Origin of the sequence: Microbacterium sp. zg.Y1084 (genome assembly GCF_024623595.1) — a bacterium.
Classification (GTDB): domain Bacteria; phylum Actinomycetota; class Actinomycetes; order Actinomycetales; family Microbacteriaceae; genus Microbacterium; species Microbacterium wangruii.
In genome coordinates this window covers 162,200-186,910 of sequence record NZ_JANJGV010000006.1, presented here as the reverse complement: position 1 = coordinate 186,910, position 24,711 = coordinate 162,200, and the positions used below count along the sequence as shown (strand labels likewise).

Genomic DNA, 24,711 nt, shown 5'->3' with positions numbered 1-24,711 from the left:
GTCACACCGTCCTTTCCATGCGGCGGGTGAAGAGCCCGCCGGGCTTGACCATGAGGATGAGGATGAGGATCGCGAAGATCGTGAGGTTCGCGAAGTCGGCGCCGATGTAGCGGCTGGACAAGGCCTCGGCGAGGCCCACGATCAGCCCGCCCGCGAGCACGCCCCACAGCGACCCGAAGCCGCCGATGGCGAGGACGACGAAGCCCTTGAGCGCGAGCGAGGCACCGAGGGTCGCGACGGCGAAGGTCTTGGGCCCGACGAACACGCCGAGCATGCCGGCCAGGACACCGGTGAAGATGAAGGCGACCATGGCGAAGGTGCGCACGTTCACGCCCCGCAGCCGCGCGGCCTCACGATCCTCGCTCATGCCCAACAGCGCGATCCCGGTCATGCTCCGCTTGGCGTACTGCGTCAACGCGACCACGATCAGGATCACCAGAACGATCAGCACGATCTCGACGGGGTACACGCGACCACCGAAGACCTCGAGCACCTGGTCGCCCATGAAGAAGGGGACGCGGCGGGGCTCGCCACCCCAGATGACCTGGGCGACGCCCTCCATGATCAGCGAGGCGCCGAGAGTGGTCACCAGCAGGTTGTGCGGATCCTTGACCGGGCGGATCGCGACGCGCTCCTCGAGGGCCGCGATCCCCCCGACGATCACCCCGGCCGCGAGGCCCACGATCCACCAGGGAAGGCCCATGACGGCGATGCCCATGTAGGCGAGGAAGGCGCCGAGCATCATCAAGGCGGCCTGCGCGAAGTTGAAGGTCTTCTGAGACAAGAAGACGATGTTGTAGCCGATCGCCACCAGCGCGTAGACGGCGCCGAGAGCCAGACCGGACCAGATGATGGTCATGGGCGTCGGGTTCCTTCCCTCAAGTGTGGTGAGCGCAGCCCGTCGAGGGGCACGGGGGCGAAGCCTCCGCGACCCTCGACGGCTGCGGCCATCGGGATGCCGGTTACGGCTGGTACTGGCCGTTGACGAGCTTGCCCGGCGGGATGAACTTGAAGTCCGAGGGAGCCACGTGCGGGCTGTGCTCGTCGGCGGTGAACGCGTAGTTGCCCAGGATCGCCGTCTGGGTCTCCGCCTGCACCTCAGGGTCGACCAGGGCCTTCACGATCTCGTCCGGGTCCAGCGATCCCGCCGCCTCGGCCGCGGCCTTGATCAGCAGCATGGAGTCGTAGTTGTAGGCGAGAATCAGCGACGACTTGATGTCGCCGGCGGCGAGCATGCGCTCGACGGCCTCGTTGACCGTCGTGTCATTCGGGTCGAACTGGGTGCTCGTGTAGACCTGCATCGTCAGGTTGGCCACCTGGGGCGTGCCCAGCACGCCCGCCGGCGGCTCCGTGGCGATCAGACCGGTCGCCGCGACAGAGGAGTTGCCGATCACCGGAACGTCCCAGCCGAGCTTGTCCAGACCCTGCAGCACGTAGCCCAGCGGTGCACCGTAGGCGTCGAGGACGAGGGCGTCGGGGTCAGACTGACGCAGCGCCTCGAGCTGAGCGGTCATGTCCAGAGCCGCGTTGTCGAAGCCCTCCATGTCGGTGACGGTGAAGCCTTCTTCGGTGAAGATCTTCTCGGCCATGGCTCCGAAGGACTCGCCGTAGGCGCTGGAGCCGTGCAGGATCGCGATGTCCTCGTAGCCCTTGTCATCGAGCTCGGTGACGAAGGAGTGGATGTAGTCGGGCACCGACGCGGAGAGGTTGAAGCTGTACGGGTACACCGTGGGGTCGCCGGAGGTCTCGGTCGGGCCGATGTTGAACGACACCACCTTGTTCTGCGTCAGGATCGGCAGCATGGCCTCGGTGATCGTCGACGGACCCGAGTTCATGACGAAGTGCGGCTTCTCGTCACTCGCGAAGAGCTCGCGCAGCTTCGTCACGGCCACGGTGGGATCTGCGGTGTCGTCGATGACCTCGATGACCACCTCCCGGTCGAGGATGCCGCCCATCTCGTTGACGGCATCCACCGATGCCAGCGCCGCGGTGACCGCGGTGGTGGCGTTGTCGGCCAGGATGCCCTCGGCTCCGATGCCGCCGAGCACCACGACGCGCACAGGGCCGTCGTCGGTGGTCTCTGCGGCGGGGGATGCGTCCCCGGCGCATCCGGCGAGGACCAGGGTGGATACAGCGACGCCCGCGGCGACTGCTGCGATTCTGCTGAGACGCATGAGAGTGTCCTTCTCGTCATTGAGTACGGGTAGCGACCAAACGCTTGCTTAGTAAAGCACAGGGCCCTCGGCGCGTTCAATACATTACCGAACAATTGCTTGGTGGGTTCTCCGCATCGCTGTTAGATTCCGGTCATGCCCACGACTTCACCAGCGCAGCCCACCGCCCCCGAGGGTGTCGCCGTCGTCACCGGCGGCACCGGCGGGATCGGATCCGCGATCGCCCGACGGCTCGTCGCCGACGGCATCCGCGTCGCCGTGACCTACCGTCGCAGCACGCCGGAAGCGCTGATCGCCGAGCTGGGCGACCTGGCCACAGCCCACCCGCTCGACGTGCGCGACGAGCGCGCGACGACCTCCCTCGCCACAGAGCTGGCGCAGCGGCACGGCCGAGTGCATACCGTTGTGCACGCCGCTGGGCCGCACGTGCCGATGGTGCATCTGTCGAAGGTGTCCGTCGAGCAGTTCGCACAGCAGGTCGACGACGATCTGGTGGGCTTCTTCGCCGTCGCCCGGGCATTCCTCCCCGCGCTCCGCGAGGCCTCCGGCTCGCTCACCGTCGTCACCAGCGCCGCCACCCGCCGCTACCCCGTGCGCGACGGCCTGTCGGCCGCGCCCAAGGGCGGGGTCGAAGCGCTCGCACGCGGCCTCGCCGCCGAGGAGGGCCGATTCGGCGTGCGGGTCAACAGCGTCGGCCCGGGCATGCTCTGGGACGGCATGTCCGCCCGCCTCATGGCCTCCGGAGATCTCGACGAGCGCGCCCTGGACGCCGCGATGTCGCACATCCCGCTGCGCCGCTTCGGCACGGCGGACGACATCGCCGAGGCGGTGGCCTTCCTGGCGTCGCCGCGCGCAGGGTTCATCACCGGCCAGAAGCTCGACGTCGACGGCGGCTACGGAGTCTGAAACCTCGGCGGCGACTCAGCCCACGCCGCGCAGCCGCTCGATGAGCCAGTCGATGCGGGCCGCCTCGTCGAGGTAGAACCGCTCCGACCACTCCAGGGCGATCTGCGAGTAGGCCCAGGAGGGCTCGCGCTGCGCCCCGTGCGCGTGATCCCCAGCCGCCTGCGCCGTGCGCAGGACTGATTCGCGGTATTCGAGGAGTTCCGCACGCAGGGCGTCGAGGCTGCCGTTGTGCGCGGCCCACAGCCGCAGCACATGCGAGTGCTTCAGGACCACCGGGTCGGCCGGGACCTCTTGCATCCATGCCGCCATGTTCGCCCTGCCGAGGTCGGTGATCTCGTAGATGCGCCGACTCTTGGCCGCATGCGTCTGCTCGATGCGCGACCCGGCCAGCCCCAGCGACTCCAGACGGCGCAGCTCTGTGTAGATCTGGCTCTGCGAGGGGGCCCAGTAGAAGAAGGCCAGACTCTGGTCGGCCCACCGCTTGATGTCGTACCCCGAGAGCGGGGCGTCGAACGACAGGATTCCCAGCACCGCCCATGAGGTCGCGGGCAGATTCATCGGCGCTCGCGGCGCACTCGCGTCCCGCTCCACTTGACCCCCTCGGCATCGCGTGCCATATTCCTGACTTGAGTATGACTGTTAGTCATACCTTTGTCACCGATCAAGGGAGATCGTATTGGACGCGACCCAGCGCATGCTCGCCCTGCTGAACGAGGGCTTCCCCGACATCACGGCGCTCGAGCCGCACCGTGCGCGCGAGGTGGTGGACGCGCGGGTCCGCCCCGCCGACAATCTCGACGACGTCGAATCGACCGCCGACGCCGAGGTGGATGCCGGAGGGCACCGTGTTCCGGTGCGGGTCTACCGCCCGCGCGCTCCGCGGCCGGGCGCGCCGGTGACGGTGTACGCGCACGGCGGGGGCTTCCTGCACGGCTCCATCGCGAGCCACGACGGGTTCTGCCGGAGATGGGCCAAGGGCACCGGCTCCGTCGTCGTCTCCGTCGGCTACCGCCTGTCGCCGGAGCACCGCCCGCCGGCGGCGCGCGACGACATCGTGGCCGCGGTCGACTGGTCGCGCCGCACCGGCTTGGCGGGCGATGGAGTGATCCTCGCCGGTGACAGCTCCGGCGCCACCCTCGCGGCCCTCGCCACCAGGGCGCTGCGCGATCGCGGCGACTCGCCTGTCGTGGGGCAGGTGCTGCTGTACCCCTTCCTCGATCCCACCATGAGCTCGGCGAGTCATGTCACGCGCGGGCAGGGCTACTTCGTCACCTCGGCGCTCCTGTCCTACTACTGGCGCAGCTACCTCGGCCCCGATGCCGACCCGGCCGCCCCGGGTCCCGCCGCCACCCCGTGGGGCTGCACCGACGCGGCAGGGCAGCCATCCTCGATCGTGGTCACCGCCGGGCTCGATCCGCTCTGCGACGAGGGGACCGCCTATGCGGCGCAGCTGCGCCTGGCCGGCAATCACGTGCTGGAGCGCCGCTACCCCGACCAGTTCCACGGCTTCCTCACCATCGCAGGCCACCCTCCTGCAGCGAGCGCTCTCGACGTGCTGTGGGCCGACATCCGCACCCTCCCGACACCGACGGCAAAGGACCACCGATGACCACCACCGAGCACGACCTCATCGTCGTGGGAGCCGGCTTCGCCGGCATGTACACGACGATCCACGCCGCGCGGCGCGGCCTCGACATCCTCGGCATCGAAGCAGGCGACGATGTGGGCGGGACCTGGTACTGGAACCGCTACCCGGGTGCGCGCTGCGACGTGGAGAGCATCGACTATTCCTACTCGTTCGACGACGAGCTGCAGCGCGAATGGCGGTGGCGCGAGCGGTATGCGACCCAGCCCGAGATCCTCGAGTACCTCTCCCACGTCGCCGACCGCTTCGACGTCCGGCGTCACTACCGCTTCGGCGAGCGCGTCGCCGGCGCCACGTGGGACGAGGCGGCCCACCGATGGACCGTGCGCACGCAGAACGGACTGACCGCGTCCGCGCGGTGGCTTGCGATGGCCACCGGCGGACTGTCCCAGCCCCAGCTGCCGGACATCCCGGGTCGCGACTCGTTCACCGGCGAGGTGCTGCAGACCTCGGCCTGGCCCCACCGGCAGGTCGACTTCACCGGCAAGCGCGTGGCCGTGATCGGCACCGGGTCATCCGGGGTCCAGGCGATCCCGCTCATCGCCGCCACAGCCGCCGAGGTGGTCGTCTACCAGCGCAGCGCGAACTACAGCATTCCGGCGTTCAACCACCCGATCGACGACGACGAATGGGATCGGCAGCAGCAGAACCTCCGCCGCCGGCGCGAGCTGTCGTGGAACGGGAGCGCCGGCTCGCCGTGGACGAGCCATCCCGTCCCCTTCGACGAGGCCACCCTCGCCGAGCGCGAGGCCGTCTTCGAGGAGAGCTGGCGGCGCGGTGGCGTGCTGTTCGCCAAAGCCTTCCAGGGACTGACGGTCGAGCCGAGGATCAACGACGCGGCGCGCGAGTTCTTCGAGCGCAAGCTCGCCGAGCGCGTTCCCGACCCGCACGTGCGCGCCGCTCTCACCCCGACGGACCATCCTCTGGGCACCAAGCGGATCTGCACCGACAGCTCCTACTACGAGACGTTCACGCTCCCCCACGTGCGCCTGGTGAACCTGCGCGAGGATCCCCTCGTCGCGGTGGATCCGACAGGCATCCGCACCGCGACGGGACTGCGGGAGCACGATGCCATCGTCTACGCCACGGGCTTCGACGCGATGACCGGAGCCCTGACGGCGATGGACATCCGCGGCAGGGACGACCGCTCCCTCCGGGACGAATGGCAGGGATTCCCCGTCACCTACCTCGGCATCGGCCTGCCCGGCTTCCCCAACCTGCTCGTCCTCAACGGCCCCGGCAGTCCGAGCGTGCTGTCCAACATGGCCTTGACCTCGGAGCAGCAGGGCGAGTACGCGCTGCGCCTCATCGACCACTGCCGGGCCGAAGGGCTGACTTCGGCCGAGGCACGCGCCGACGCGGCGACCGCGTGGACCGAGCATTCGCTGGAACTGGCGGACCGCACCCTCTTCGGCTCGGCACCTTCGTGGTACACCGGGTCGAACATCGAGGGCAAGGCCCGGGGCTTCCTGCCGTACATCGGTGGATTCCGCGCCTATATCGACCGCGCGGACCAGGTCGCCGCCGAGGGGTACCGCGGATTCATCCTCAGCACCCGGTGAGCGTGATGGCGGCGCGGGCGGTTGATCGCTACTGTGATCAGCAAGCAAGTGCTTGGTCAAAGGAGACGAGATGACTGCGATCGATCTGGGCTTCCCCTCCGACGGGGCGATCCTCATCACCGGCGCGGGGAGCGGCATCGGCCGCGCCACCGCCCTGCGCGCGGCGCAGATGGGGCTGGCCACCAGCCTGTGGGACCTGAGCGCGGAAGGACTGGAGCAGACGGCCACGCTGATCCGCGATGCCGGCGGCGCGCGGGTGCACACCTGGGTCGGCGACGTGTCCGATCGCGCGGTGGTCGAGGCCGGCGTCGCCGCCGCCGTCAACGCCGTCGGCCCCGTGCGCTACCTGCACAACAACGCGGGCCCCGCATCCCGCTCCGCCCTCCCCTTCGACGACGCACTGCGGATCAGCGTGGGCAGCGTGCGACTGATGACCGAGGCGTGGGCCGGCACCGACCCTGGTCCGGGCGCCGCCATGGTGGTCACGGCATCCGTCGCAGGCAACCTCGTGGGCACGGACAGCGACTGGTACTCCGCGTCGAAGGCCGCCCTGACCGGCTACGTCCGGCATCTCGCCGCACACCGGGGCGGGCAGTTCCGCAGCAACGCCGTGGCGCCCGGGATGACGGACACCCCTCGGCTGGCGGACTTCGCCGCGAGCGAGATGGGCCATCGTGTGCTCGAGCGCATTCCGCTGCGGCGCATGGCGGCAGCAGACGACATCGCCTACGCGACGCTGTTCCTGCTGTCGCCGATCGCCGGATACATCAACGGCGTGCTCCTGCCGGTGGACGGCGGCTGGACGGTGACGCAGTGACGGATGCCGTCGGGCGTGTGCTCCACGAGCACGTGGTGCGCCTGAGCTACGCCGACACGGATCCCGCCGGCATCCTGTACTACGCCGCCTGGTTCCCCAAGATGGAGGCTCTGCAGTCCGAATTCCTGTATCTGCAGGGCCTGCGGCAGGACACCCTCGTCAATCGCTTCGGATGGTGGACGGTGTCACGCGCGACCCAATGCGAGTACCTCGCCGCGGCGCGGCTGTTCGATCAGGTGCGGATCGAGCTGCGGATGGGCAGGATCGGCTCGAGCTCGTTCCGGTTCGCGTTCCGCATGGTGCGCGTCGACGACGGGGTGCTGGTCGCCCGTGCCGAGAACACCGTCGTGACCGTCTCACCGGAACAGACGCCCGTGCCGATCCCCCGGGATCTGCGCGCTCATCTGACCTCCTGGGCGGCCGTCGCATGACCACCACGCCGGATGCGCTCGCGGATCACCAGGCCATCCTCACCCTGCTCGCGCGCATCGCGCAGTCGGCCGACACCGGCGAGCCGGAGGACTACGTGGAGCACTTCACCGAGGACGCCGTGTGGGATCTGACCGACGCCACGGGACTGCCCCTGCGCACGCAGACCCTGCGGGGCAGGCACGCTCTGCTTGCCGGAGTGCGCGAGCGCCGCGCGGCCGGCGTGCAGGGGCCGGGAAGCGCCACGCGACACGACGTCTCGACCGTCGTCGTGGATCTCGACGGCGACCGGGCGAGGTCGCGCAGCTACTTCCGGTACTACCTCGCCACCGACGCGCAGCCGCAGTTGGCGGCGATGGGAACCTACGACGACGAGTTCGTGCGCACGGAGGCCGGGTGGCGCCTGCATCGCCGGGTCATCGGGCGCGGCTGAGCGGGGCCGGTGTCTTACACGTCGGCGGCATACCGCGGCGAGCGCCGCATCGTCGGCGTGCTCGCGGCGTGCGGCATGCTCAGCTCGCTGCAGTTCACCCTCGTGGTGCCGATCCTGCCGGAAGCTTCCCGGCTGCTCGGTGTCAGCGCGGGTGACGCTGCCTGGCTCGTGACGATCACGCTGCTGGTGGGCACCGTGGGCACGCCGGTGCTGTCTCGGCTCGCCGACATGTACGGCAGGCGGCGGATGCTGCTGGTGGCGATGACGCTGCTGGTGGCCGGATCGGTGCTGGCCGCTGCCGTCCCGACCTTCACCGCGATCCTCGTCGGCCGAGCGCTGCAGGGTTTCGCCGTCGCGGTGGTGCCCATCGGCATCAGCCTGCTGTCGGCGCTGGTGAAGCGCCGTCGCGCCGAGATGGGCATGGCGCTCATCAGCGGCACGCTCGGCGTGGGGTCCGCCGTGGGGCTCGCCCTGGCCGGATCGCTCGTGACCTGGGGCGGGCTGCCGGCGATCTTCTGGCTGTCGGCGGCGGCCGGGTCGGTGTTCACCGCACTCGTGGTGCTGTTCGTGCGGGAAGCGCCCGCGCGCGACCCCGGCAGGTTCGACCTGATCGGCGCCGTGCTGCTGTCGCTGGGGCTCGTCGCTCTGATGCTCGTGCTGTCGCGAGCCGCGGCGTGGGGCCCGGCGACCGGGACGACCATCGGCACGCTCGCGGTCGCCGCGTCGGCGTTGACCGGGTGGCTGCTGTGGGAGCGGCGCCACCCCTCTCCCGTCATCGACGTCCGCACATCGCTGCGCTCCCCGGTGCTGCAGATCAACGTGGCCTCGTTCGTCGCGACCTTCGGCATGTATGCCAACCATCTGCTGACCGCGCAGGAGGCGCTCGCCCCGACCTCGACCGGGTACGGCCTGGGCCTGCCGCTGACCACGGCCGGGTTCCTGCTCGCCGCTTCGGCGGTCTCGATGATCCTCCTCTCCCCCGTCGCAGGCCGGATGCTGAGCCGGTTCGGCGGCCGCATCACCCTCGCGGTGGGCGCCGCGGTGATGACGGCGGCGTTCGTGTTCCGTCTGCTCTTCCACGGCAGCGTGCCGCTCGTCGCAGTCGGCGCAGCCCTCGTCGGATCGGGTGTCGCGCTCGCGTTCGCCGCCATGCCCGCGCTGATCATGGCATCGGTGCCGGCGCACCAGACGGCCGGCGCGAACGGCGTGAACTCCCTCGCACGGTCACTGTCGGGCGCTGTCGCCGGAGCGGCCTTCGCCCTCGTCATCATGGCGGCGCCGGCCGGCCCCGAGAGCGCCTACCTCTCGGCGTCCGCACTGAGCTGGTGCTTCGCCGCGGTCGCGGTGTGCGCCGCGGTCACGTGCCTGCTCGCGCTCGGCCTCGCCAAGACCGGCATCACGCGCCCGCCATCTGCCTGACCGGCGGGCGCCGCCGCACCTATTTGCCGACAGCGGTCCATCCGCCGTCGACGGCGAGGCACTGCCCGGTGACGAACGTCGCATCCTCGAGCAGGTGGACGATCGCCCCGGCCATCTCGTCCGGCTGCGCCAGCCGCCCGAGCGGCGTGCGTCGCTCGACCGTCGAGATGTCGTAGCCGCCGGCGATGAGGTCCTCGACCATCGGAGTGAGGGTGTGCCCAGGCGCCACCGCATTGACCCGCACCCGCAGCGGCGCCCACTCGACGGCGAGGTTCTCGGCGAGCTGGCGGACGGCCGCCTTCGCCGTGCCGTAATCGATCTGGTTCGCCCAGCCGCGATACGCGGTGGTGGAGGACAGCAGCACGATGGACCCCGGCGCGCCGTGCAGTCGCCTGACGACCTCCCGGCATACCGCGACGGTGCCGACGACGTGCACGTCGTACAGCCGCCGCATGGCCGCCAGGTCCATCTCGAGCGCCGGCACGAAGGCACCCCGGATGCCATGGCACGCCACCACGCCGGTCACGGTTCCCCCGCGCTCGATCGCCGCCTGCACGGCTGCGCTCACCGCGGTCTCGTCCGTGACGTCCACGGACGCCGCGAAGGCGCCCGGGTGGGCGTCGGCGCTCAGGTCGAACACGGTCACCCGGTGCCCCCTGCGGAGCAGCTCCGCGACGACGGCGGCACCGATGCCGCTGGCGCCGCCCGTGACGATCGTGTGCGGTCGTGCGTTCATGCGTCCTCCTCGACGGCGGGCGGAGGTCGAAGGCTCGACCGTTGCCCCAAACAAGCGTTAGGTTAGCAGGGTGACCACCGCCGACGCCGGATCCGCACTGTTCGAGCCTCTTCGCCTGCGCGGCGTGACCTTGCCCAACCGCATCGGCGTCTCGCCGATGTGCATGTACTCCTCGCGCGACGGCTTCGCCACCGACTTCCATCTGGTGCACCTCGGACGCTTCGCCCTGGGCGGAGCGGGCCTGGTCATCATGGAGGCGACGGCCGTCTCACCGCGCGGCCGCATCTCGCCGCGGGACGCAGGCATCTGGAAGGACGCCCACATGCCCCGCCTGGCGCAGGTGGCGCGGTTCCTCACCGACAGCGGCGCGGTCGCCGGCATCCAACTGGCGCACGCCGGGCGTCGCGCCGCGGTGCGCGAGCCCTGGCGGGCAGGCGCCCCGCTCGATGAGCAGGATGCCGCAGCGGGGTTCCCCCCGTGGCAGACCGAGGCGCCCAGCACCCTCGCCCCGGGCGCCGGCTGGCCCGAGCCAAACGCGATGAACGACACCGACATCCGGCGCTCTATTCGGGAATGGCGGGATGCCGCGCGCCGCGCGGTCGCCGCAGGCTTCCGGTTCATCGAGCTGCACGGCGCACACGGCTACCTGCTTCATTCGTTCCTGTCCCCACTGTCGAACCGGCGGACCGACGAATGGGGAGGCAGCGCTGCCGCGCGGCAACGCTATCCCCTCGCCGTGGTCGACGCCGTGCGCGAGGCCATCGGCCCCGACAACGCCCTGTCGTACCGGGTGTCCGCTGTGGACGGCATCGACGGAGGACTGGGCATCGAGGACACCATCGAGTTCGCGCGGGCGCTCGCAGCACACGGAGTCGACATCGTCGACACCTCCTCCGGCGGCATCTCCACGGATCGAACCGCCGACACGCGGGTGCGCCGGGGCTTCGCCTTCCATGCCGACTTCTCGCGCGCGGTCAGGCACGGCGCCGGGGTGGCCGCCGCCACGGTGGGCTTCGTGGTCGACCCGCGGCAGGCCGAGCTGCTGGTGGACAGCGGCGATGCCGACCTCGTGCTCCTCGGGCGGGAGATGCTGGACGATCCCAACTGGGCGCACCACGCGCGGCGCACGGTAGCACCCGGCCATGAGGCGGCGCACTGGGACATCCGGTTCGGCAGCGCCCTCACTCCGCGCCAGGGCACACTGGCCAGACTCGCGGCATCCGGAGAGACGCCGCTGACCCGCTTCGGCCACTGAACCCCACCGGTCGACGAGCGCCTATGGCGCGAGCAGTGCCCGCGCCTCATCGGACCCGGTCAGCAGGCGATTGCTCCGATTGCACGCCCGCCAGCCGCCGGGCGTCCTCACGAACAGCCACCGGTTGGCACTCACCCGAACCGGCGTCCAGGCGCCCCCGATGCTCTCCAGCACGATCGAGTGGTGCACGACGGTCGCCCGGTCGCCATCGAGATCGATGCGGGGCGGCGAAAGGACATGCGCGCATCCCGCCGCCATGAGCCGACGATGCGTGGGGTGGTCCACGACATCGGCGATCTCCGGCCCTGTCAGCACCGCGTCATCGAACGCGTACTCGCCGTCGACCGTCCACAGCGCCGCCACGGCGTCTCCCGAACCGGCGTCGACGGCGGGTCCGTAGCGGGCGATCAGATCGGCGATCTCGAGGCGGTCCTCGATCCTTCGCAGACGCCCGTCGAGGTCGCTGGGCGCGCCGCTCACCAGTCCTGCCACGGGATGATCGTCTTCACCGGCCCGGACAGCAGCACCCGCCCCACAGGGCTCTGGCGCTCATCGTCGATGCGGTGGATGTGGGCCGCCATCTCCGCCGGATCCTCCTCGAGGTAGACGACGCGGATCCGGATGCTCCCGGAGGCCTCTTGCGCGGTGGGGTCGAAGGGAAGGCTCGAGTGGCGCTGCGGGTGGGAGTACGAGAACGTCCACGCCCCGGCCACGCCGTCGAGGGCGAGGATCGCCGGGACGGTCTCACGATCTTCCACCCGGTGCGCCTCGTGGGTCCCGGTCGCGTGCGGCTCGTCGAATCGGGTGACAGTCACATGCAGCCCCCGGTTCGGTCGGTAGGGGAGGATCTCCGGGGCGACGAGGGCGCGAGGCGCGGCGTAGCCCTTCACGGGCCTGAAGAACGCCAGCATCGGTCGGCTCACCCCGGGGATGAGAGGGCCGCGCCCCCATTGGAACGAGGCCTCGCCCAGCGCATCCCACTCCGCGACCGACTGCTCGACGGGTGGGCGGAACCAGTACATGGCGACGTAGCTGACGTCCTCGAACTCGCCACTGCTCCGGGTGAGGGGCACGTAGTCGCTGGGCCTCGCCCAGCGGTCGCCCCACGCGACGCCGGGGAGCGCGAGGTTCTCGGGCCGATGGTCGAGCTGGTGCCATCGGTTGTAGGCCCCGCTCTGCTCGGCGTCAGCGAGGGAGACGAAGGAGAAGAAGGCCAACTCAGCGAACATATCGCCATACAAACGCTTGGTTGGTTAATATGCAAGCGCGGCACGGTCATCGACGACGCAGGCCGCCGTCGCAAAGGAGACGCCATGCACATGCACGCCGGTGACCGCAGCGATCTCGCGGACCTCGTCGCCCGCTACGCCCTCGCGGTGGACGAACGGCGCTGGGACGCCGTGGCCGGTCTGTTCGCGCACGACGGCGTGCTGTCGCTGCCCGACCCGCCCGTTCAGCTCGACCCGGTGATCCACCACCACGGCCGCGTCGAGATCGCCGCGGCACTTCAGACGCTGACCGCCGTCCCCGTCACCGTGCACGCCATCGTCGGTGCGGTGTTCGACGCGGCCGACGACCCCGATGCGGCGGTCGGCACGATCACCTGCGTCGCACACCACATCACCGGCGACCAGGGCGCGGCCAGGGACCTGACCTGGTACGTGCGGTACCGCGACATGTACGCCCGCGTCGATGGCCGCTGGCTGCTGCGCCGCCGCGCGCTGCATCTGGACGCCATCACGACCGGCAAGGTCGCCGCGCGGCGCGCAGCCGTGACCGACCGCTGACGGACGGCCCCCGCGCGCGCCCTAGAAGACGATCACCGGCACCGGCAGCAGCGCCCGCGAATCGCCGTGCCCTGCACCGCCGGTGAACGACACGCGCAGCAGGTGGATGCCGCGGGTCAGCGGCGGCAGTTTCACCGACACCCGGCCCTTCGCCGTAGCGGGCACGTCGGCCGTGGCCAGCACGCGGCTGCCATCGGTCACGGAGACCGTGCCCACCGGCGCGCTGCGGTCGGCGCTGGAGACCCGCGCGGTCACGGTGACCTGCTGGCCCGCCTTCACCAGAAGTCGGTCCGCCACGGCCGCCACCGAGGTCGCGACCGGCTCGCGTTCGACCAGCACGACCGCCGTGCGCGGCGGCACGGTGAGGGTGCCGGAGGCGGCATCCCACGTCGTCGTCTTCACGACGGCGTCCGCGCCGTTCGCGAGCGCCGGGGTGAGCGCGAAGCCACGGCCCGACAGCTCGGGAAGCGTCTGCGTGATCGGCTCGGGCGAGGCGTTGAAGGCCACGAGCGCGCCATCGAGGCGGCGGTCGACGTCGGCACCCACCCGGTCGTCGATGAGCATGACGAGCGCGCCGGGAGCCGCGTCCGGTCCGCTGCCCGGGAACGACACCTTCTGCTGGATCTGCTCCGCCGACCCCAGCCGCAGCAGTCCGACCTCTTCGCGCACGCGCAGGAGATCCAGCGCCGCGGCTTCGGCAGCGGCGATGTCGGATGCCGCGGGCTTCAGCGCCGGATCGGCCAGCAGCGGCGCCATGATCGGCCACTTGTCCTCGTTGTCGGCCGCGCGGGGCAGCCCGGAGCCGAACGTCGACTCCTGGCCGGTCCAGTCGATGCGGTTGAACCAGTCGCCGGAGTTGTAGCTGTTGCGATCGAGCGACTTCGAACGCAGCAGTTCGGTGCCGGCGTGCCAGAACGACGGCGTCTGCGCGAAGGCGGTGGTCGCCAGCGACAGCGTGTTCATGCGCACGCGATCGGCCATGGGCGTGTCGGTGGGAAGCTTGAGCACCGACAGGTCGTACAGCGTCTCATTGTCGTGCGCGTCGACGTAGGTGATGATCTCGTCGGGCTGCTCGGCGTAGCCGGCGGGGGCGCCGCGGTAGTCGAGTTCGTCACCGGCGCGCACGGTGCCGGTGGAGTCGGTGAGGGTGAAGTCCCGCAGGTTGCCCGCGAGGCCCAGCTTCACCAGGTCGGTCTGGTGTGCGAGGTCGGCCAGCGCCTGCTCGGGGGTGCCGTTGATGGGATTGCCGTTCGGGTCGGTTCCGAGGCCCGTGCCGAAGCCCTGCTGCTGCACCGTCTCGCCTGCCACCGGGCTGCCGCCGTGCACGGCGTCGCGCAGGCGGTCGCTGAAGGTGCCGACGCCGGTCCCGCCGAGGTTTCCCTGCCGGGCCTGCGGGAACAGGGCGTCGTCGGCGACCTCGCCGAAGTTCCATCCCTCTCCGTAGAGGTAGACCTTCGACCCGTCGACGCCGTCCTTCTTCATCGTGAGCGCGTCGAGCGCGTCGCGAACGGCCTGCATGTTCGCCGTCGAGTGGTGACCCATGAGGTCGAACCGGAACCCGTCGACCTTGTAGTCGCGCGCCCAGGTGACGACGGAATCGACCATCAGCTTCTCGGCCAGCTCGTGCTCGGTGGCGACGTTCTGGCAGCAGGTGGAGGTCTCCACGCCGCCGGTGAGGTTCAGCCGGTGGTAGTAGCCGGGGACGACCCGGTCGAGCACCGACTTCTCACCCTGGCCCGACTGCGCGGTGTGGTTGAACACCTGGTCGAGCACCACCTGCAGGCCCATGCCGTGAAGGGCACCCACCATCTCGCGGAACTCGTGCACGCGCGCCCCGCCCTCGGGGTCGACGGCGTACGAGCCTTCGGGAGCGGTGAAGTGGTAGGGGTCGTAGCCCCAGTTGAAGCCGTCGGCGTCGGCGATGGCTTCGACGCACGCCTGCTGCTCGGCGGACGCCGGGCCGTACGACGCCAGGTCGCACGCGGGCTGCGCCTGCGCCGCCCGATCCTCCTCGATCGTGGCGATGTCGAAGGTGGGGAGCAGGTGCACGGTGTTGATGCCGGCATCCGCCAGCTGTCGCAGCTGCTGGGTTCCGGCGCTGTCGCGGGTGAAGGCGCGGTAGGTGCCCCGCTCCGCCTCGGGCACCGATATGTCGGTGAGGGAGAAGTCGCGCACGTGCAGCTCGTAGATCGCCCGGTCCACGGGGCGATCGATCACGGGTGCCTTCGTGCGCTCCCAGGCCCGCGGCTTCCACTCCTTGTCGGCCAGGTCGACAGCGACCGACCGCACGGAGTTCGTCGTGAGCGCGTGCGAGTACGGGTCGGTGACAAGATTGGTCTCGATCGCCCCGGTCTCGGGGGCGTAGACCACGACCTCCCACAGGAACTCGTCGCCCGTGAGGTCGCGCTTGCCCGCCACTTCCCAGACACCGGATGCCGCATCGCGCGTCGCCTCATGGCGCGTCGGCGTGCCTTCGTCGCGCGCGGTGTGGCCAGTGGGGCCGTCCCAGGTCAGCAGGGTCACCGACTGCGCGGTCGGGGCCCACAGCCGGAAGGTGGGCTTGTTGCCGCGGAACGTCACGCCGAGGTCGGCGTCGGCCGCCGCGTCGGCGTAGAGGTCGTCGAGCACGCCCGGGATCTGCACGCCGGTGGCCGCGGAGAGCGCACCGTCACCGCCCTGCTGCGACACCATCAGCTGGCCGCGCAGCAGCTCGCCGGCGGCATCCGCATCGGGGACGCGCAGCGCGACGAACCCGGCCAGCGCCGGGAACCGCTCGCGCTGGGACTCGGTGAGACCGCCGTCGACCCGCTCGAGGTCGATGCTCTCACCGCCGGTGACGCCGTCGTCGGTGACGGCCAGTGACGCGTCGGCTGCGGCGTGCAGCTGCCAGGTGGCATCCGCCGCGTCGGCGCCCAGGTCGGCCGGCCACGCGAGGGTCTCGGCGTCGATCCAGTGCGCGCGCGACTGGCCGACTCCCGCCAGCGGCGGGTCGGCGACGTCGATCTCGAGCACATGGGTCGCCACGGTGTAGCGGAAGACCACGACGGTGCCCTCGGCGACGGTGAACGCGTAGTTCGCGCCGCCCGGCGCGCCGCCGACACCGTAGTTCTCGTCCCAGCTGAGGCCGTGCGCCACCTTGATCTCGTAGGCACCGGCGGGGATCGCGTCGGTGGTGAACTCGTACACCCCGTCGCGGTCGGCGTCGGCCATGAGGGTCGCGAGGCACTCCGGCATCCAGTCGCCGGCGCAGCCCAGCTCGCTCTGCACGGAGCCGGGGAGCGTGACGATCGGGCCCTCGGCGCTGGACTGCACGATGTTGCTGCGCGGGTCGAAGTAGAACGAGATCGCCCCACCGGCGTGCGAGATCGCGATGTTCGCGCCGTTCGCCACGCCACCGGCGCCGTAGTTGAGGTCCCACGAGCCGTTGAGCGCAGCCTTGTACTCGTAGTCGCCGGCGGGCAGGTCGAACGTGCGCGCCCAGATGCCGTCGGCGCCGAGCGTCAGGTTCGCCGCTTCACAGCCGGGGGTCCAGTCGCCAGGGCAGCCGAGCTCGGAGTTGAGGCTGCCGGCGATGGTCACCATGTCGATCGGCTGCTCGGGCTCTTCGGGGACCTCGAGCGAGACGGCGTTGCCCACGGAGGCGTAGGTGGATGCCGCGGCGCGGTCGCCGCCGGCATCCGTCGTGACGGCCCGGTACTCCACGAGAGTGCCCGGGGCGAGGTCGCGGATGTCGTGGAAGACGCGCGGGCTGGTGCTCTCGGCGGTGCCGAGCGGCTGCCACTCGTCGGAGCCGACCACGCGCCAGGCGAAGCTCGTCTCCTGCCAGGTGGTGTCGTCGACGTCGGCCGAGACGGCGACGGACCCGCTCAGTGCGGCGCCGGGCGTCGGGGCCGCGACGCTGATTGCGGGGGCGCCGGCGGGGTCGGTGACGGGGGTGTCGGCGCGGTAGACGACGGCGGACAGCGCGGGCACGGTGACCTCGGCCACGGCATCGGCGCCGCTCGTGACGGCGGAGTCGGTGCCGTACACCGGGGCGAAACCGGCGTCGGCGGTGAGGGTCGGGATCTGCGCCGTCGCGGGGGCGGCGGTGTTGTTCAGCGCGACGAGGTATTCGACCTTCTCGTCGCGGTCGACGCGGGAGAACGCGTACACGCCGGCGCCGCTGTCGGCGTGGCGCTCGATCTGCGCGCCGGTGACGAGGGCGGGGTGCTCCTCGCGCAGCTCGGCGAGGGTGGCGATGTGCGTGTAGATCGGTGCGGCCGTGTCGTAGCGGTCGACGGAGCCTGCGACCTCGCCGGTGATCAGGTTCTGGTCGGTGTACTCGGGCACGGCGCTGGCGAAGAGGGTCTGGCGGGCGCTCTTGTCGCCGCCGGGACCGGCGAAGCCCTGCTCGTCGCCGTAGTAGACCACCGGCTGCCCGCGGCCGAAGAACATCAGCTCGTGGGCGAGCAGATCGCGCTGCAGCGCGTCGGGGGCCGACTGCAGCAGGTAGCCGACGCGGCCCATGTCATGGTTGCCGAGGAAGGTGGGGAGGGCCGTCGCGGACGAATCCGGGGTCGTGTACCGGTCGTCGCCGGCATACAGCGACTGCAGGCCGCGCGCGCTGTTGCCGGCGGCGTAGCCGACAGCGGCGGACTGGAACGCGAAGTCGAGCACCGAGTTCATGTCGGTGTCGCGCACGTAGGGCGCCAGCTTGGCGGGGTCGGCGTCGTACACCTCGCCGAACATGAAGAAGTCGGGCTTGCCTGCGACGTCGCGGGCGTAGTCCAGCACCTCGGTGGACCACTGCTCCCAGAACTCCGGGTTCACGTGCTTGACGGTGTCGATGCGGAAGCCGTCGATGCCGAGGTCGATCCAGTCCTGGTAGACCTCGACGAAGCCCTCGACGACCGTGGGGTGCTCGGTCATGAGGTCGTCGAGCCCGTCGAAGTCGCCGAGCGTCACCGACTCGCCCTCCCAGACCGTGTTTCCGCGGTTGTGGTACAGCGTCGGGTCGTTCAGCCACGCGGGGGTCTTCGCGTCCTGCAGGGCGGGGTCGACGACCGGGGTGTACGGGAAGCTCGTGGCGGCGTCGAGGGCGGGGAACTCGCCGGTGCCGGCGTAGTCGGCGGGGTCGAAGGCGTTTCCTGCGGCGTCTCGGTACGGCTCGGTGGCCGCGTCGACGTAGTCGTAGACGCCCTCTTCGTAGCCGATGACGTCGGCGGTGTGGTTGGTGATGATGTCGAAGTAGACCTTGATGTCCTGCGCGTGCGCCTCGGCGATGAGGGCCTCGAGCTCGGCGTTCGTGCCCAGGTGCGGGTCGATCTGCGTGAAGTCGGTGATCCAGTAGCCGTGGTAGCCGGCGCTGGCATCCGCCCCTTCGCCCTGCACCGGCCGGTTGGCGAAGCTGGGGGTGAGCCAGATCGCCGTGGTGCCGAGGCCCGCGATGTAGTCGAGCTGGGAGCGGAGCCCGGCGAGGTCGCCGCCGTTGTAGAAGCCCTTGTCGGTCGGGTCGAAGCCGTGCGCGAAGCGGTCGCCCTCGATGCCGCCGGTGTCGTTGCCGGGGTCGCCGTTGGCGAACCGGTCGGTCATGACGAAGTAGAACTGCTCGGCGGCGCCGGGCTGGCGCACCGGCGGGGCGACGAGGTCGCCGTCGGCGTCGCCGTCGTACTCGCCGCGGACGCTCAGCGCCTCGAGGCCCACACGGTGGGTGGTGTCGTCGAAGACGAAGCGCAGGGTCGCCGGGCCGTCGATGGTCAGCGGGATGTTGTCGGCGCCCCCGTCGAGTCCGTACGCCTCATCCCAGGTGTCGTTGACGGCGACCTTGTACTCGTAGCTGCCTGCGGGCACCTCGAACTCGGCCGCGAAGATGCCCGCCTCGTCGGTCGCCGCGAGCTCGGTCGCGGCGCAGTCGGGCTGCCAGTCGTCGGAGCAGCCCAGCTCGCTCTGCAGGCTGCCGACGAGGGCGAACGTGCGGTCGGCGGCGAGCGCGGGCGCCGCCGTGACGACGGCCGATCCGGTGAGGACCAATGCCGCGGCGGCGAAGGATGCCAGCAGGCGGCGGGCGCGGGAGGGGGGCGTCAGTGGCACGGTCTCTCCTGAAAAAGGCACGGCGGTGTACCGGATTCTCCCGACGCTACCAGCGGCCACCGACGCCCTGAGGGCGGTTGCCAGCGGTGGACATGAGAGTCCACTCATGTGCGCGGAACGACACCCCGACGTGCCCGTGAATACCCACGGGCGCTCCGCGCGCGCCCCCTCTCAACGCCGAGGGTTCACCCGAAGTCGCGACCACTCACACCGCGGCGAGCGCAGCCTTCTTGCGGCGGCGCATCTCGTGCAGGATCGGCTCGGTGTAGCCGTTCGGCTGCGCGGCGCCCTCGACGATCAGGCGGCGGGCGGACTCGAACGCGATGCCGCGGCCATGCCCCTCGTCGTCGAGCAGCGGCTCGTAGTCGGGGTCGCCGGCGTTCTGCGCGTCGACGACCCCCGCGAGCTTCTCGAGGCTGCGGTCGACGTCAGCGGCGTCGATCACCCCGTGCGCGAGCCAGTTGGCGAGCAGCTGGCTCGAGATGCGCAGCGTGGCCCGGTCCTCCATCAGCGCGACGCCGTTGATGTCCGGGACCTTCGAGCATCCGACACCCTGGTCGATCCACCGCACCACGTACCCGAGGATCGACTGCACGTTGTTGTCGACCTCGGCCAGCACCGCGTCGCGGCCGAGCGGCTCTGTCTGCAGCGGCGGGATCAGGATGTCGTCGATGCCCCGCGGGGGCCGCTCCGCGACGGTGCGCTGCACCTCGGCGACGTCGACCTGGTGGTAGTGCAGGGCGTGCAGAGTGGCCGCGGTGGGCGAGGGAACCCACGCCGTCGTCGCCCCCGAGCGCACCTGAGCGATCTTCTGCTCCAGCATGTCGTGCATGAGGTCGGGCATGGCCCACATCCCCTTGCCGATCTGGGCGCGGCCGATGAACCCGGCGCCGAGCCCGGCATCCACGTTGGCGTCCTCGTACGCGCCGAGGAACGGCTGGGCTTTGATGGCGGCCTTCGGCACGACGGGTCCGGCCTGCAGCGACGTGTGGATCTCGTCGCCGGTGCGGTCGAGGAACCCGGTGTTGATGAACACGATGCGGTCGGCGGCCTCGGCGATCGCCGCCCGCAGGTTGAGCGTGGTGCGCCGCTCCTCGTCCATGATGCCCACCTTGAGGGTGTTCGCCGGCAGGCCCAGGAGATCCTCGACGCGGGAGAACAGCTCCACGGTGAAGGCGACCTCCGCCGGCCCGTGCATCTTGGGCTTCACGATGTACAGCGACCCGGTGCGGGAGTTCGTCCCCGCCCGGTCGCCGCGCAGGTCGGGCAGCGCGCCGACGGCGGTCATGATCGCATCGAGGATGCCTTCGGGCACCGACTCCCCCGCGGCATCCGTGATGGCGTCCGTGGTCATCAGGTGCCCCACGTTGCGCACGAGCAGCAGCGAGCGGCCGGGGAGGGCGAACTCCGACCCGTCGGGGGCGGTGTAGCGGCGGTCGTCGTTCATCCGGCGGGTGAAGGAGCGGCCGTTCTTGACGAGCTCGGCGGTGAGCGTGCCGGTCACCAACCCCTGCCAGTTGCGGTAGCCGAGCGCCTTGTCGTCGGCGTCGACGGCGGCGACGGAGTCCTCGAGGTCCATGATCGTCGTCAGCGCCGACTCCACGACGATGTCGTCGATGCCCGCGGGGTCGGTGGCGCCGATGCGGCCGGCGCGGTCGATCTGCACGTCGAGGTGCAGACCGTGGTGGCGCAGCAGCACCGACGCGGGCTCGGCCGCATCGCCGGTGTAGCCGACGAAGGCGTCGGCATCCTGCAGCTCGACGTCCTGCCCCGCCACGGTGACACGCAGCACACCGTTCGCGACGCGGTAGTTCTCCGCATCGGCGTGCGAGCCACGGGTGAGGGGCGCGACCTCGTCGAGCAGACGGCGGCCGTAGGCGATGACTGCGGCGCCGCGCTGCGGGTTGTACTCCGCGCCGGGCACCAGCTCCCCTTCCTCGGGGATCGCGTCGGTGCCGTAGAGCGCGTCGTAGAGGGAACCCCACCGTGCGTTGGCCGCATTGACGGCGAAGCGCGCGTTCAGCAGCGGCACCACCAGCTGCGGGCCGGCGAGGGTCGCGATCTCGGCGTCGACGTTCTCGGTGCGGATGCCGAAGGGAGCGGGCTGCTCCAGCAGGTAGCCGATGCGCTCGAGGAACGCGCGGTAGTCCGCCGAGTCGGGCCGCCCCGGGTGCGCCCGGTGGTAGTCGTCGATCTGCGCCTGCAGCCGGTCGCGCTCGGCGAGCAGCTCCCGGTTGCGCGGCGTCAGGTCGCGCAGGAGCGCGCTGACGCCGTCCCAGAACGCAGCGGCGTCGATCCCCTCTGCCGCGAGCGCCTCCTCGGCGAACGCGAGGATCGGCTCCGCGACCGCCAGGTCGGCGCGCTGCTGTCGAGCGGTGTGCGTGGTGTCCATGGCGGCTCTGCCTCTCGGTCGGGTGAGGGATCCCCGCCGAAGCTACCAGCTTCACCTCGTCTTATGGAATGCTGATTCCATCATGCGGAATAGGAGCGCACCATGAAGAAGAACGCCACCGCGGGGGTGCAGTCGGTGGCCCGCACCCTCGATCTGCTCGAGGCGCTCGCGACCCTCGGCGGCGAAGCGGGAGTCGGCGAGATCGCCGCCGCGCTGTCACTGCCGCCCGCGACGATCCACCGACTGCTGCGCACCCTCGCCGCCCGCGGCTACGTCATGCAACTGCCGTCCCGGCGCTACAGCCTCGGCCCCGGCCTCATCCGGCTCGGCGAAGCGGCGACGCGGCGGCTCTCCGGGTGGGCGAAGCCCGCCCTGCTGCGGCTCAGCGAAGCCACGCAGGAGAGCGCGAACTTCGCGGTGCTCGACGGCGACATGGCCACCTACGTCGCGCAGGCGCCGTCGAAGCACCAGATGCGCATGTTCACGGAGGTCGGCCGCCGGGTCTTCCCCCACGCCACCGGCGTGGGCAAGGCGCTGCTCGCGCAGCTGCCCGACGCCGACGTGCGGGCGCTCGTGGGTCGGACCGGGATGCCGGGGTTCACCGACACCACGCTGCGCACCGAAGACGACCTGCTCGCAGAGCTCGGCACGATCCGCGCGCGCGGCTATGCGATCGATGAAGGCGAGCAGGAGGTCGGCGTGCGCTGCTTCGCCGTCGCCGTGCCGGGCATGGCGCTGCCGGCCGCCGTGTCGGTCTCCGGCCCCGAAGTGCGCGTGACACTCGAGTCCGCACCCGCCGTGGTGCAGGCGCTGCGCGAGGCGGTCGCGACGCTGCAGCGCGCCGTGCCCGGCTGAGCGCGGGCCGCGCACGGGCAGACGAAGGGCCGCCGGAAGCCGGCGGCCCTTCGTTCAGCGGTGCGCGCGCTGGGTCAGCTCGCTGCTTCCTCCGCGCGCTGCATGGCCTCGACCTGCGCGGCATCCGGCTCGTAGCCCTCGATGTGGCGCTCCGCCGGACCGTCGTAGTCCGACAGCGGGCGGATGAGGGCGTTGGAGGCCTGCTGCTCCATGATGTGCGCCGTCCACCCCGTGACGCGCGCGGCGATGAACAGCGGTGTGAAGGTGAGGGTGTCGAACCCCATCAGGCTGTACGCCGGCCCGGAGGGGTAGTCGAGGTTCGGGTAGATGCCCTTGCGGCCGACGAACTCCGACTCGAGGGTGTCGTACAGCTCGGCCACGTCAGGACGGTCGTAGTGCGAGACGAGGGTGTCCAGCGCCGCCTTCATGGTCGGCACGCGGGAATCCCCGCGCTTGTACACGCGGTGCCCGAACCCCATGATCTTGCGCTTGGCCGCGAGGGCTTCGTCGAGCCACGGCACGACGTTCTCGGCCGAGCCGATCTCGGTGAAGATGTGCAGCACCGCCTCGTTGGCACCGCCGTGCAGCGGTCCCTTGAGGGCGCCGATGGCGCCGACGACCGCCGAGTAGAGGTCGCTGAGGGTCGAGGTGATGACCCGCCCCGTGAAGGTCGACGCGTTGAAGGAGTGCTCGGCGTACAGCACCATCGACCGGTTGAACGCGTCGACGACGACCTCGTGGGGCTCCTCGCCGAACGTCATCCAGAGGAAGTTGGCGGCGTAGTCGAGGTCCTCGCGCGGCTCGACGAGCTGCTCACCGCGGCGGCGGCGCTGCCCGTAGGCGACGACGGCCGGCAGCGCGGCGAACAGCCGGATGCTGCGGTCGAGGTTCTCCGCCGGCGTGCCGACGGCGTCGAGCACATTGTCGATGCCCGCGGTGTCGACCGCGCCGATGAGGCTCACCACGGTGCGCACCTCGTCCATCGGGTGGGCATCCAGCGGCATCGCGTCGATGAGGTCCTTGACCGCGGGCGAGAGCGCACGGTTGGCACGCTCGACCGCGCGCAGCTCCGAGAGCTGCTCGTCGGTGGGCAGCTCGCCGTTCCAGAGCAGATAGGCGACCGCCTCGAACGGCTGGGTCGCCGCGAGCTCCTGCACCGGGTAGCCGCGGTACATGAGGCTGTTGATCTCGGGGTCGACCTTGGAGATCGCGGTCACGTCGGCGACGACGCCCGCCAGGCCCTTCTTGATGTCGGTGGTCATCGCACGCTCATTTCTCGATCTCGAAGTTGAACACGGTGGTGTCGAAGTGGTTGTACGCCTCGTAGTCGAGCAGGTCGTACAGGTCGGCGCGGTGCTGCATCTCCCCCAGCTTGCCGGTCAGCTGCCCCTCATCGGTCAGGGTATCCAGCGCGCGGCCGGCAGCGCCCATGGCGATGCGCAGCAGCGAGACCGGCCAGATGACGATGTTGACGCCGACGTCGCGCAGCTGATCGACCGAGAAGAGGTCGCTCTTTCCGAACTCCGTCATGTTCGCCAGGATCGGCACGTCCACGGCGGCGCGCACCGCGGCGAACTCCTCGAGGGTGCGCATCGCCTCGGGGAAGATCGCATCGGCGCCGGCGTCGACGAGGGCGCGGGCGCGGTCGATCGCGGCATCCAGCCCGTCCACGGCGCGGATGTCGGTGCGCGCCATGAGGAGGAAGTTCGGGTCGCGGCGGGCGTCGGTGGCGGCGCGGATGCGCTTGATCGCGGTGTCCTGGTCGACGACCGCCTTGCCGTCGAGGTGGCCGCAGCGCTTGGGGTTCACCTGGTCCTCGATGTGGGCCCCGGCGATGCCGGCATCCTCGAGGGTCTGGATCGTGCGGGCGACGTTCATCGGCTCGCCGAACCCGGTGTCGGCGTCGATGATCGCGGGCAGGTCCGTCATGCGGGCGATCTGCTGCCCGCGGCCGGCGACCTCGGTGAGGGTCGTCAGCCCGATGTCGGGCAGACCGAGGTCCGCCGACAGCACGGCGCCCGAGATGTAGACGCCCTCGAACCCCTTCTGCTGGATCAGGCGGGCCGACAGCGGGTTGAACGCCCCCGGAAAGCGCAGCAGCTCGCCGGTGGCGAGGCGCTCGCGGAACAGGCGCCGCTTCTCGGCGGGGGTCACGGTCGAGTACAGCATCAGTGGTCTCCTCTCAGGCGTGCACAACGTCGCCGATCCGCGGCTCGCGAGGCGCGCGGGGAC

General features: G+C 70.7%; 20 protein-coding genes. 10 read left to right on the top strand and 10 right to left on the bottom strand.

Going from position 1 to position 24,711, the window contains the following annotated elements; translation table 11 throughout:
- Position 1: 1 nt before the first annotated feature.
- A complete protein-coding gene (locus tag NQ165_RS09835; protein ID WP_257533087.1) occupies positions 2-859 on the bottom strand; it encodes a branched-chain amino acid ABC transporter permease in 858 nt (285 codons plus the stop codon).
- 103 nt (positions 860-962) lie between these two features.
- On the bottom strand, positions 963-2,174 hold the full coding sequence (locus NQ165_RS09830) for an ABC transporter substrate-binding protein (RefSeq protein ID WP_257533085.1): 1,212 nt from the start codon (positions 2,172-2,174) through the stop codon (positions 963-965).
- Positions 2,175-2,309: 135 nt separating this feature from the next.
- Between NQ165_RS09830 and NQ165_RS09825 the strand changes: the two genes are divergently transcribed.
- A complete protein-coding gene (locus tag NQ165_RS09825; RefSeq protein WP_257533083.1) occupies positions 2,310-3,080 on the top strand; it encodes an SDR family NAD(P)-dependent oxidoreductase in 771 nt (256 codons plus the stop codon).
- 15 nt (positions 3,081-3,095) lie between these two features.
- Here the strand turns inward: NQ165_RS09825 and NQ165_RS09820 are convergent, their stop codons facing one another.
- On the bottom strand, positions 3,096-3,638 hold the full coding sequence (locus NQ165_RS09820) for a PadR family transcriptional regulator (protein ID WP_257533081.1): 543 nt from the start codon (positions 3,636-3,638) through the stop codon (positions 3,096-3,098).
- Between the two features lie 118 nt (positions 3,639-3,756).
- On the opposite strand from NQ165_RS09820, the gene NQ165_RS09815 reads away from it, so the two are divergent.
- From NQ165_RS09815 to NQ165_RS09790, 6 genes are all read left to right on the top strand, one after another.
- Positions 3,757-4,689: an alpha/beta hydrolase gene (locus tag NQ165_RS09815; protein WP_257533078.1), complete on the top strand. Its 933-nt coding sequence runs from the start codon at positions 3,757-3,759 to the stop codon at positions 4,687-4,689.
- Complete coding sequence (locus tag NQ165_RS09810) at positions 4,686-6,287, top strand: NAD(P)/FAD-dependent oxidoreductase (protein ID WP_257533077.1); 1,602 nt, start codon at positions 4,686-4,688, stop codon at positions 6,285-6,287. Before NQ165_RS09815 ends, NQ165_RS09810 begins: the two co-directional genes overlap by 4 nt.
- Before the next feature lie 70 nt (positions 6,288-6,357).
- Positions 6,358-7,104 (top strand): SDR family NAD(P)-dependent oxidoreductase, encoded by a 747-nt coding sequence (locus NQ165_RS09805; RefSeq protein WP_257533075.1) that lies wholly within the window; start codon positions 6,358-6,360, stop codon positions 7,102-7,104.
- Complete coding sequence (locus NQ165_RS09800) at positions 7,101-7,535, top strand: thioesterase family protein (RefSeq protein WP_257533073.1); 435 nt, start codon at positions 7,101-7,103, stop codon at positions 7,533-7,535. Before NQ165_RS09805 ends, NQ165_RS09800 begins: the two co-directional genes overlap by 4 nt.
- Positions 7,532-7,966, top strand: coding sequence for a nuclear transport factor 2 family protein (locus NQ165_RS09795; protein WP_257533071.1), 435 nt, complete (start codon positions 7,532-7,534; stop codon positions 7,964-7,966). The genes NQ165_RS09800 and NQ165_RS09795 overlap by 4 nt, the downstream gene beginning before the upstream one ends.
- A 9-nt stretch (positions 7,967-7,975) precedes the next feature.
- The gene (locus tag NQ165_RS09790; protein WP_257533069.1) at positions 7,976-9,385 is read left to right on the top strand and encodes an MFS transporter; all 1,410 of its coding nucleotides are present in this window, start codon (positions 7,976-7,978) and stop codon (positions 9,383-9,385) included.
- A 19-nt stretch (positions 9,386-9,404) separates the two neighbouring features.
- Here the strand turns inward: NQ165_RS09790 and NQ165_RS09785 are convergent, their stop codons facing one another.
- Positions 9,405-10,121, bottom strand: coding sequence for an SDR family NAD(P)-dependent oxidoreductase (locus NQ165_RS09785; protein ID WP_257533067.1), 717 nt, complete (start codon positions 10,119-10,121; stop codon positions 9,405-9,407).
- Positions 10,122-10,191: 70 nt separating this feature from the next.
- Here NQ165_RS09785 and NQ165_RS09780 point away from each other — a divergent pair, with 70 nt between their 5' ends.
- A complete protein-coding gene (locus NQ165_RS09780) occupies positions 10,192-11,376 on the top strand; it encodes an NADH:flavin oxidoreductase/NADH oxidase (protein WP_257533065.1) in 1,185 nt (394 codons plus the stop codon).
- Between the two features lie 21 nt (positions 11,377-11,397).
- Here NQ165_RS09780 and NQ165_RS09775 read toward each other — a convergent pair whose 3' ends face one another.
- Positions 11,398-11,868, bottom strand: a complete 471-nt coding sequence (locus NQ165_RS09775) for a nuclear transport factor 2 family protein (RefSeq protein WP_257533063.1) — start codon at positions 11,866-11,868, stop codon at positions 11,398-11,400.
- A complete protein-coding gene (locus NQ165_RS09770; protein WP_257533061.1) occupies positions 11,853-12,605 on the bottom strand; it encodes a hypothetical protein in 753 nt (250 codons plus the stop codon). The genes NQ165_RS09775 and NQ165_RS09770 overlap by 16 nt, the downstream gene beginning before the upstream one ends.
- Before the next feature lie 84 nt (positions 12,606-12,689).
- Here NQ165_RS09770 and NQ165_RS09765 point away from each other — a divergent pair, with 84 nt between their 5' ends.
- The gene (locus tag NQ165_RS09765) at positions 12,690-13,163 is read left to right on the top strand and encodes a nuclear transport factor 2 family protein (protein ID WP_257533060.1); all 474 of its coding nucleotides are present in this window, start codon (positions 12,690-12,692) and stop codon (positions 13,161-13,163) included.
- A gap of 21 nt (positions 13,164-13,184) precedes the next feature.
- On the opposite strand, the gene pulA is transcribed toward NQ165_RS09765, so the two are convergent.
- Positions 13,185-19,232: a pullulanase-type alpha-1,6-glucosidase gene (gene pulA / locus NQ165_RS09760; RefSeq protein ID WP_374940941.1), complete on the bottom strand. Its 6,048-nt coding sequence runs from the start codon at positions 19,230-19,232 to the stop codon at positions 13,185-13,187.
- 205 nt (positions 19,233-19,437) lie between these two features.
- Positions 19,438-21,624: a malate synthase G gene (locus tag NQ165_RS09755; protein ID WP_257533058.1), complete on the bottom strand. Its 2,187-nt coding sequence runs from the start codon at positions 21,622-21,624 to the stop codon at positions 19,438-19,440.
- Between the two features lie 102 nt (positions 21,625-21,726).
- Here NQ165_RS09755 and NQ165_RS09750 point away from each other — a divergent pair, with 102 nt between their 5' ends.
- Positions 21,727-22,479, top strand: a complete 753-nt coding sequence (locus NQ165_RS09750) for an IclR family transcriptional regulator (protein WP_257533056.1) — start codon at positions 21,727-21,729, stop codon at positions 22,477-22,479.
- A 74-nt stretch (positions 22,480-22,553) separates the two neighbouring features.
- On the opposite strand, the gene NQ165_RS09745 is transcribed toward NQ165_RS09750, so the two are convergent.
- Entirely contained in the window at positions 22,554-23,741 is a 1,188-nt protein-coding gene (locus NQ165_RS09745) for a bifunctional 2-methylcitrate synthase/citrate synthase (RefSeq protein ID WP_257533054.1), read from the bottom strand.
- Positions 23,742-23,748: 7 nt separating this feature from the next.
- The gene (prpB, locus tag NQ165_RS09740) at positions 23,749-24,648 is read right to left on the bottom strand and encodes a methylisocitrate lyase (protein ID WP_257533052.1); all 900 of its coding nucleotides are present in this window, start codon (positions 24,646-24,648) and stop codon (positions 23,749-23,751) included.
- Positions 24,649-24,711: the final 63 nt, after the last annotated feature.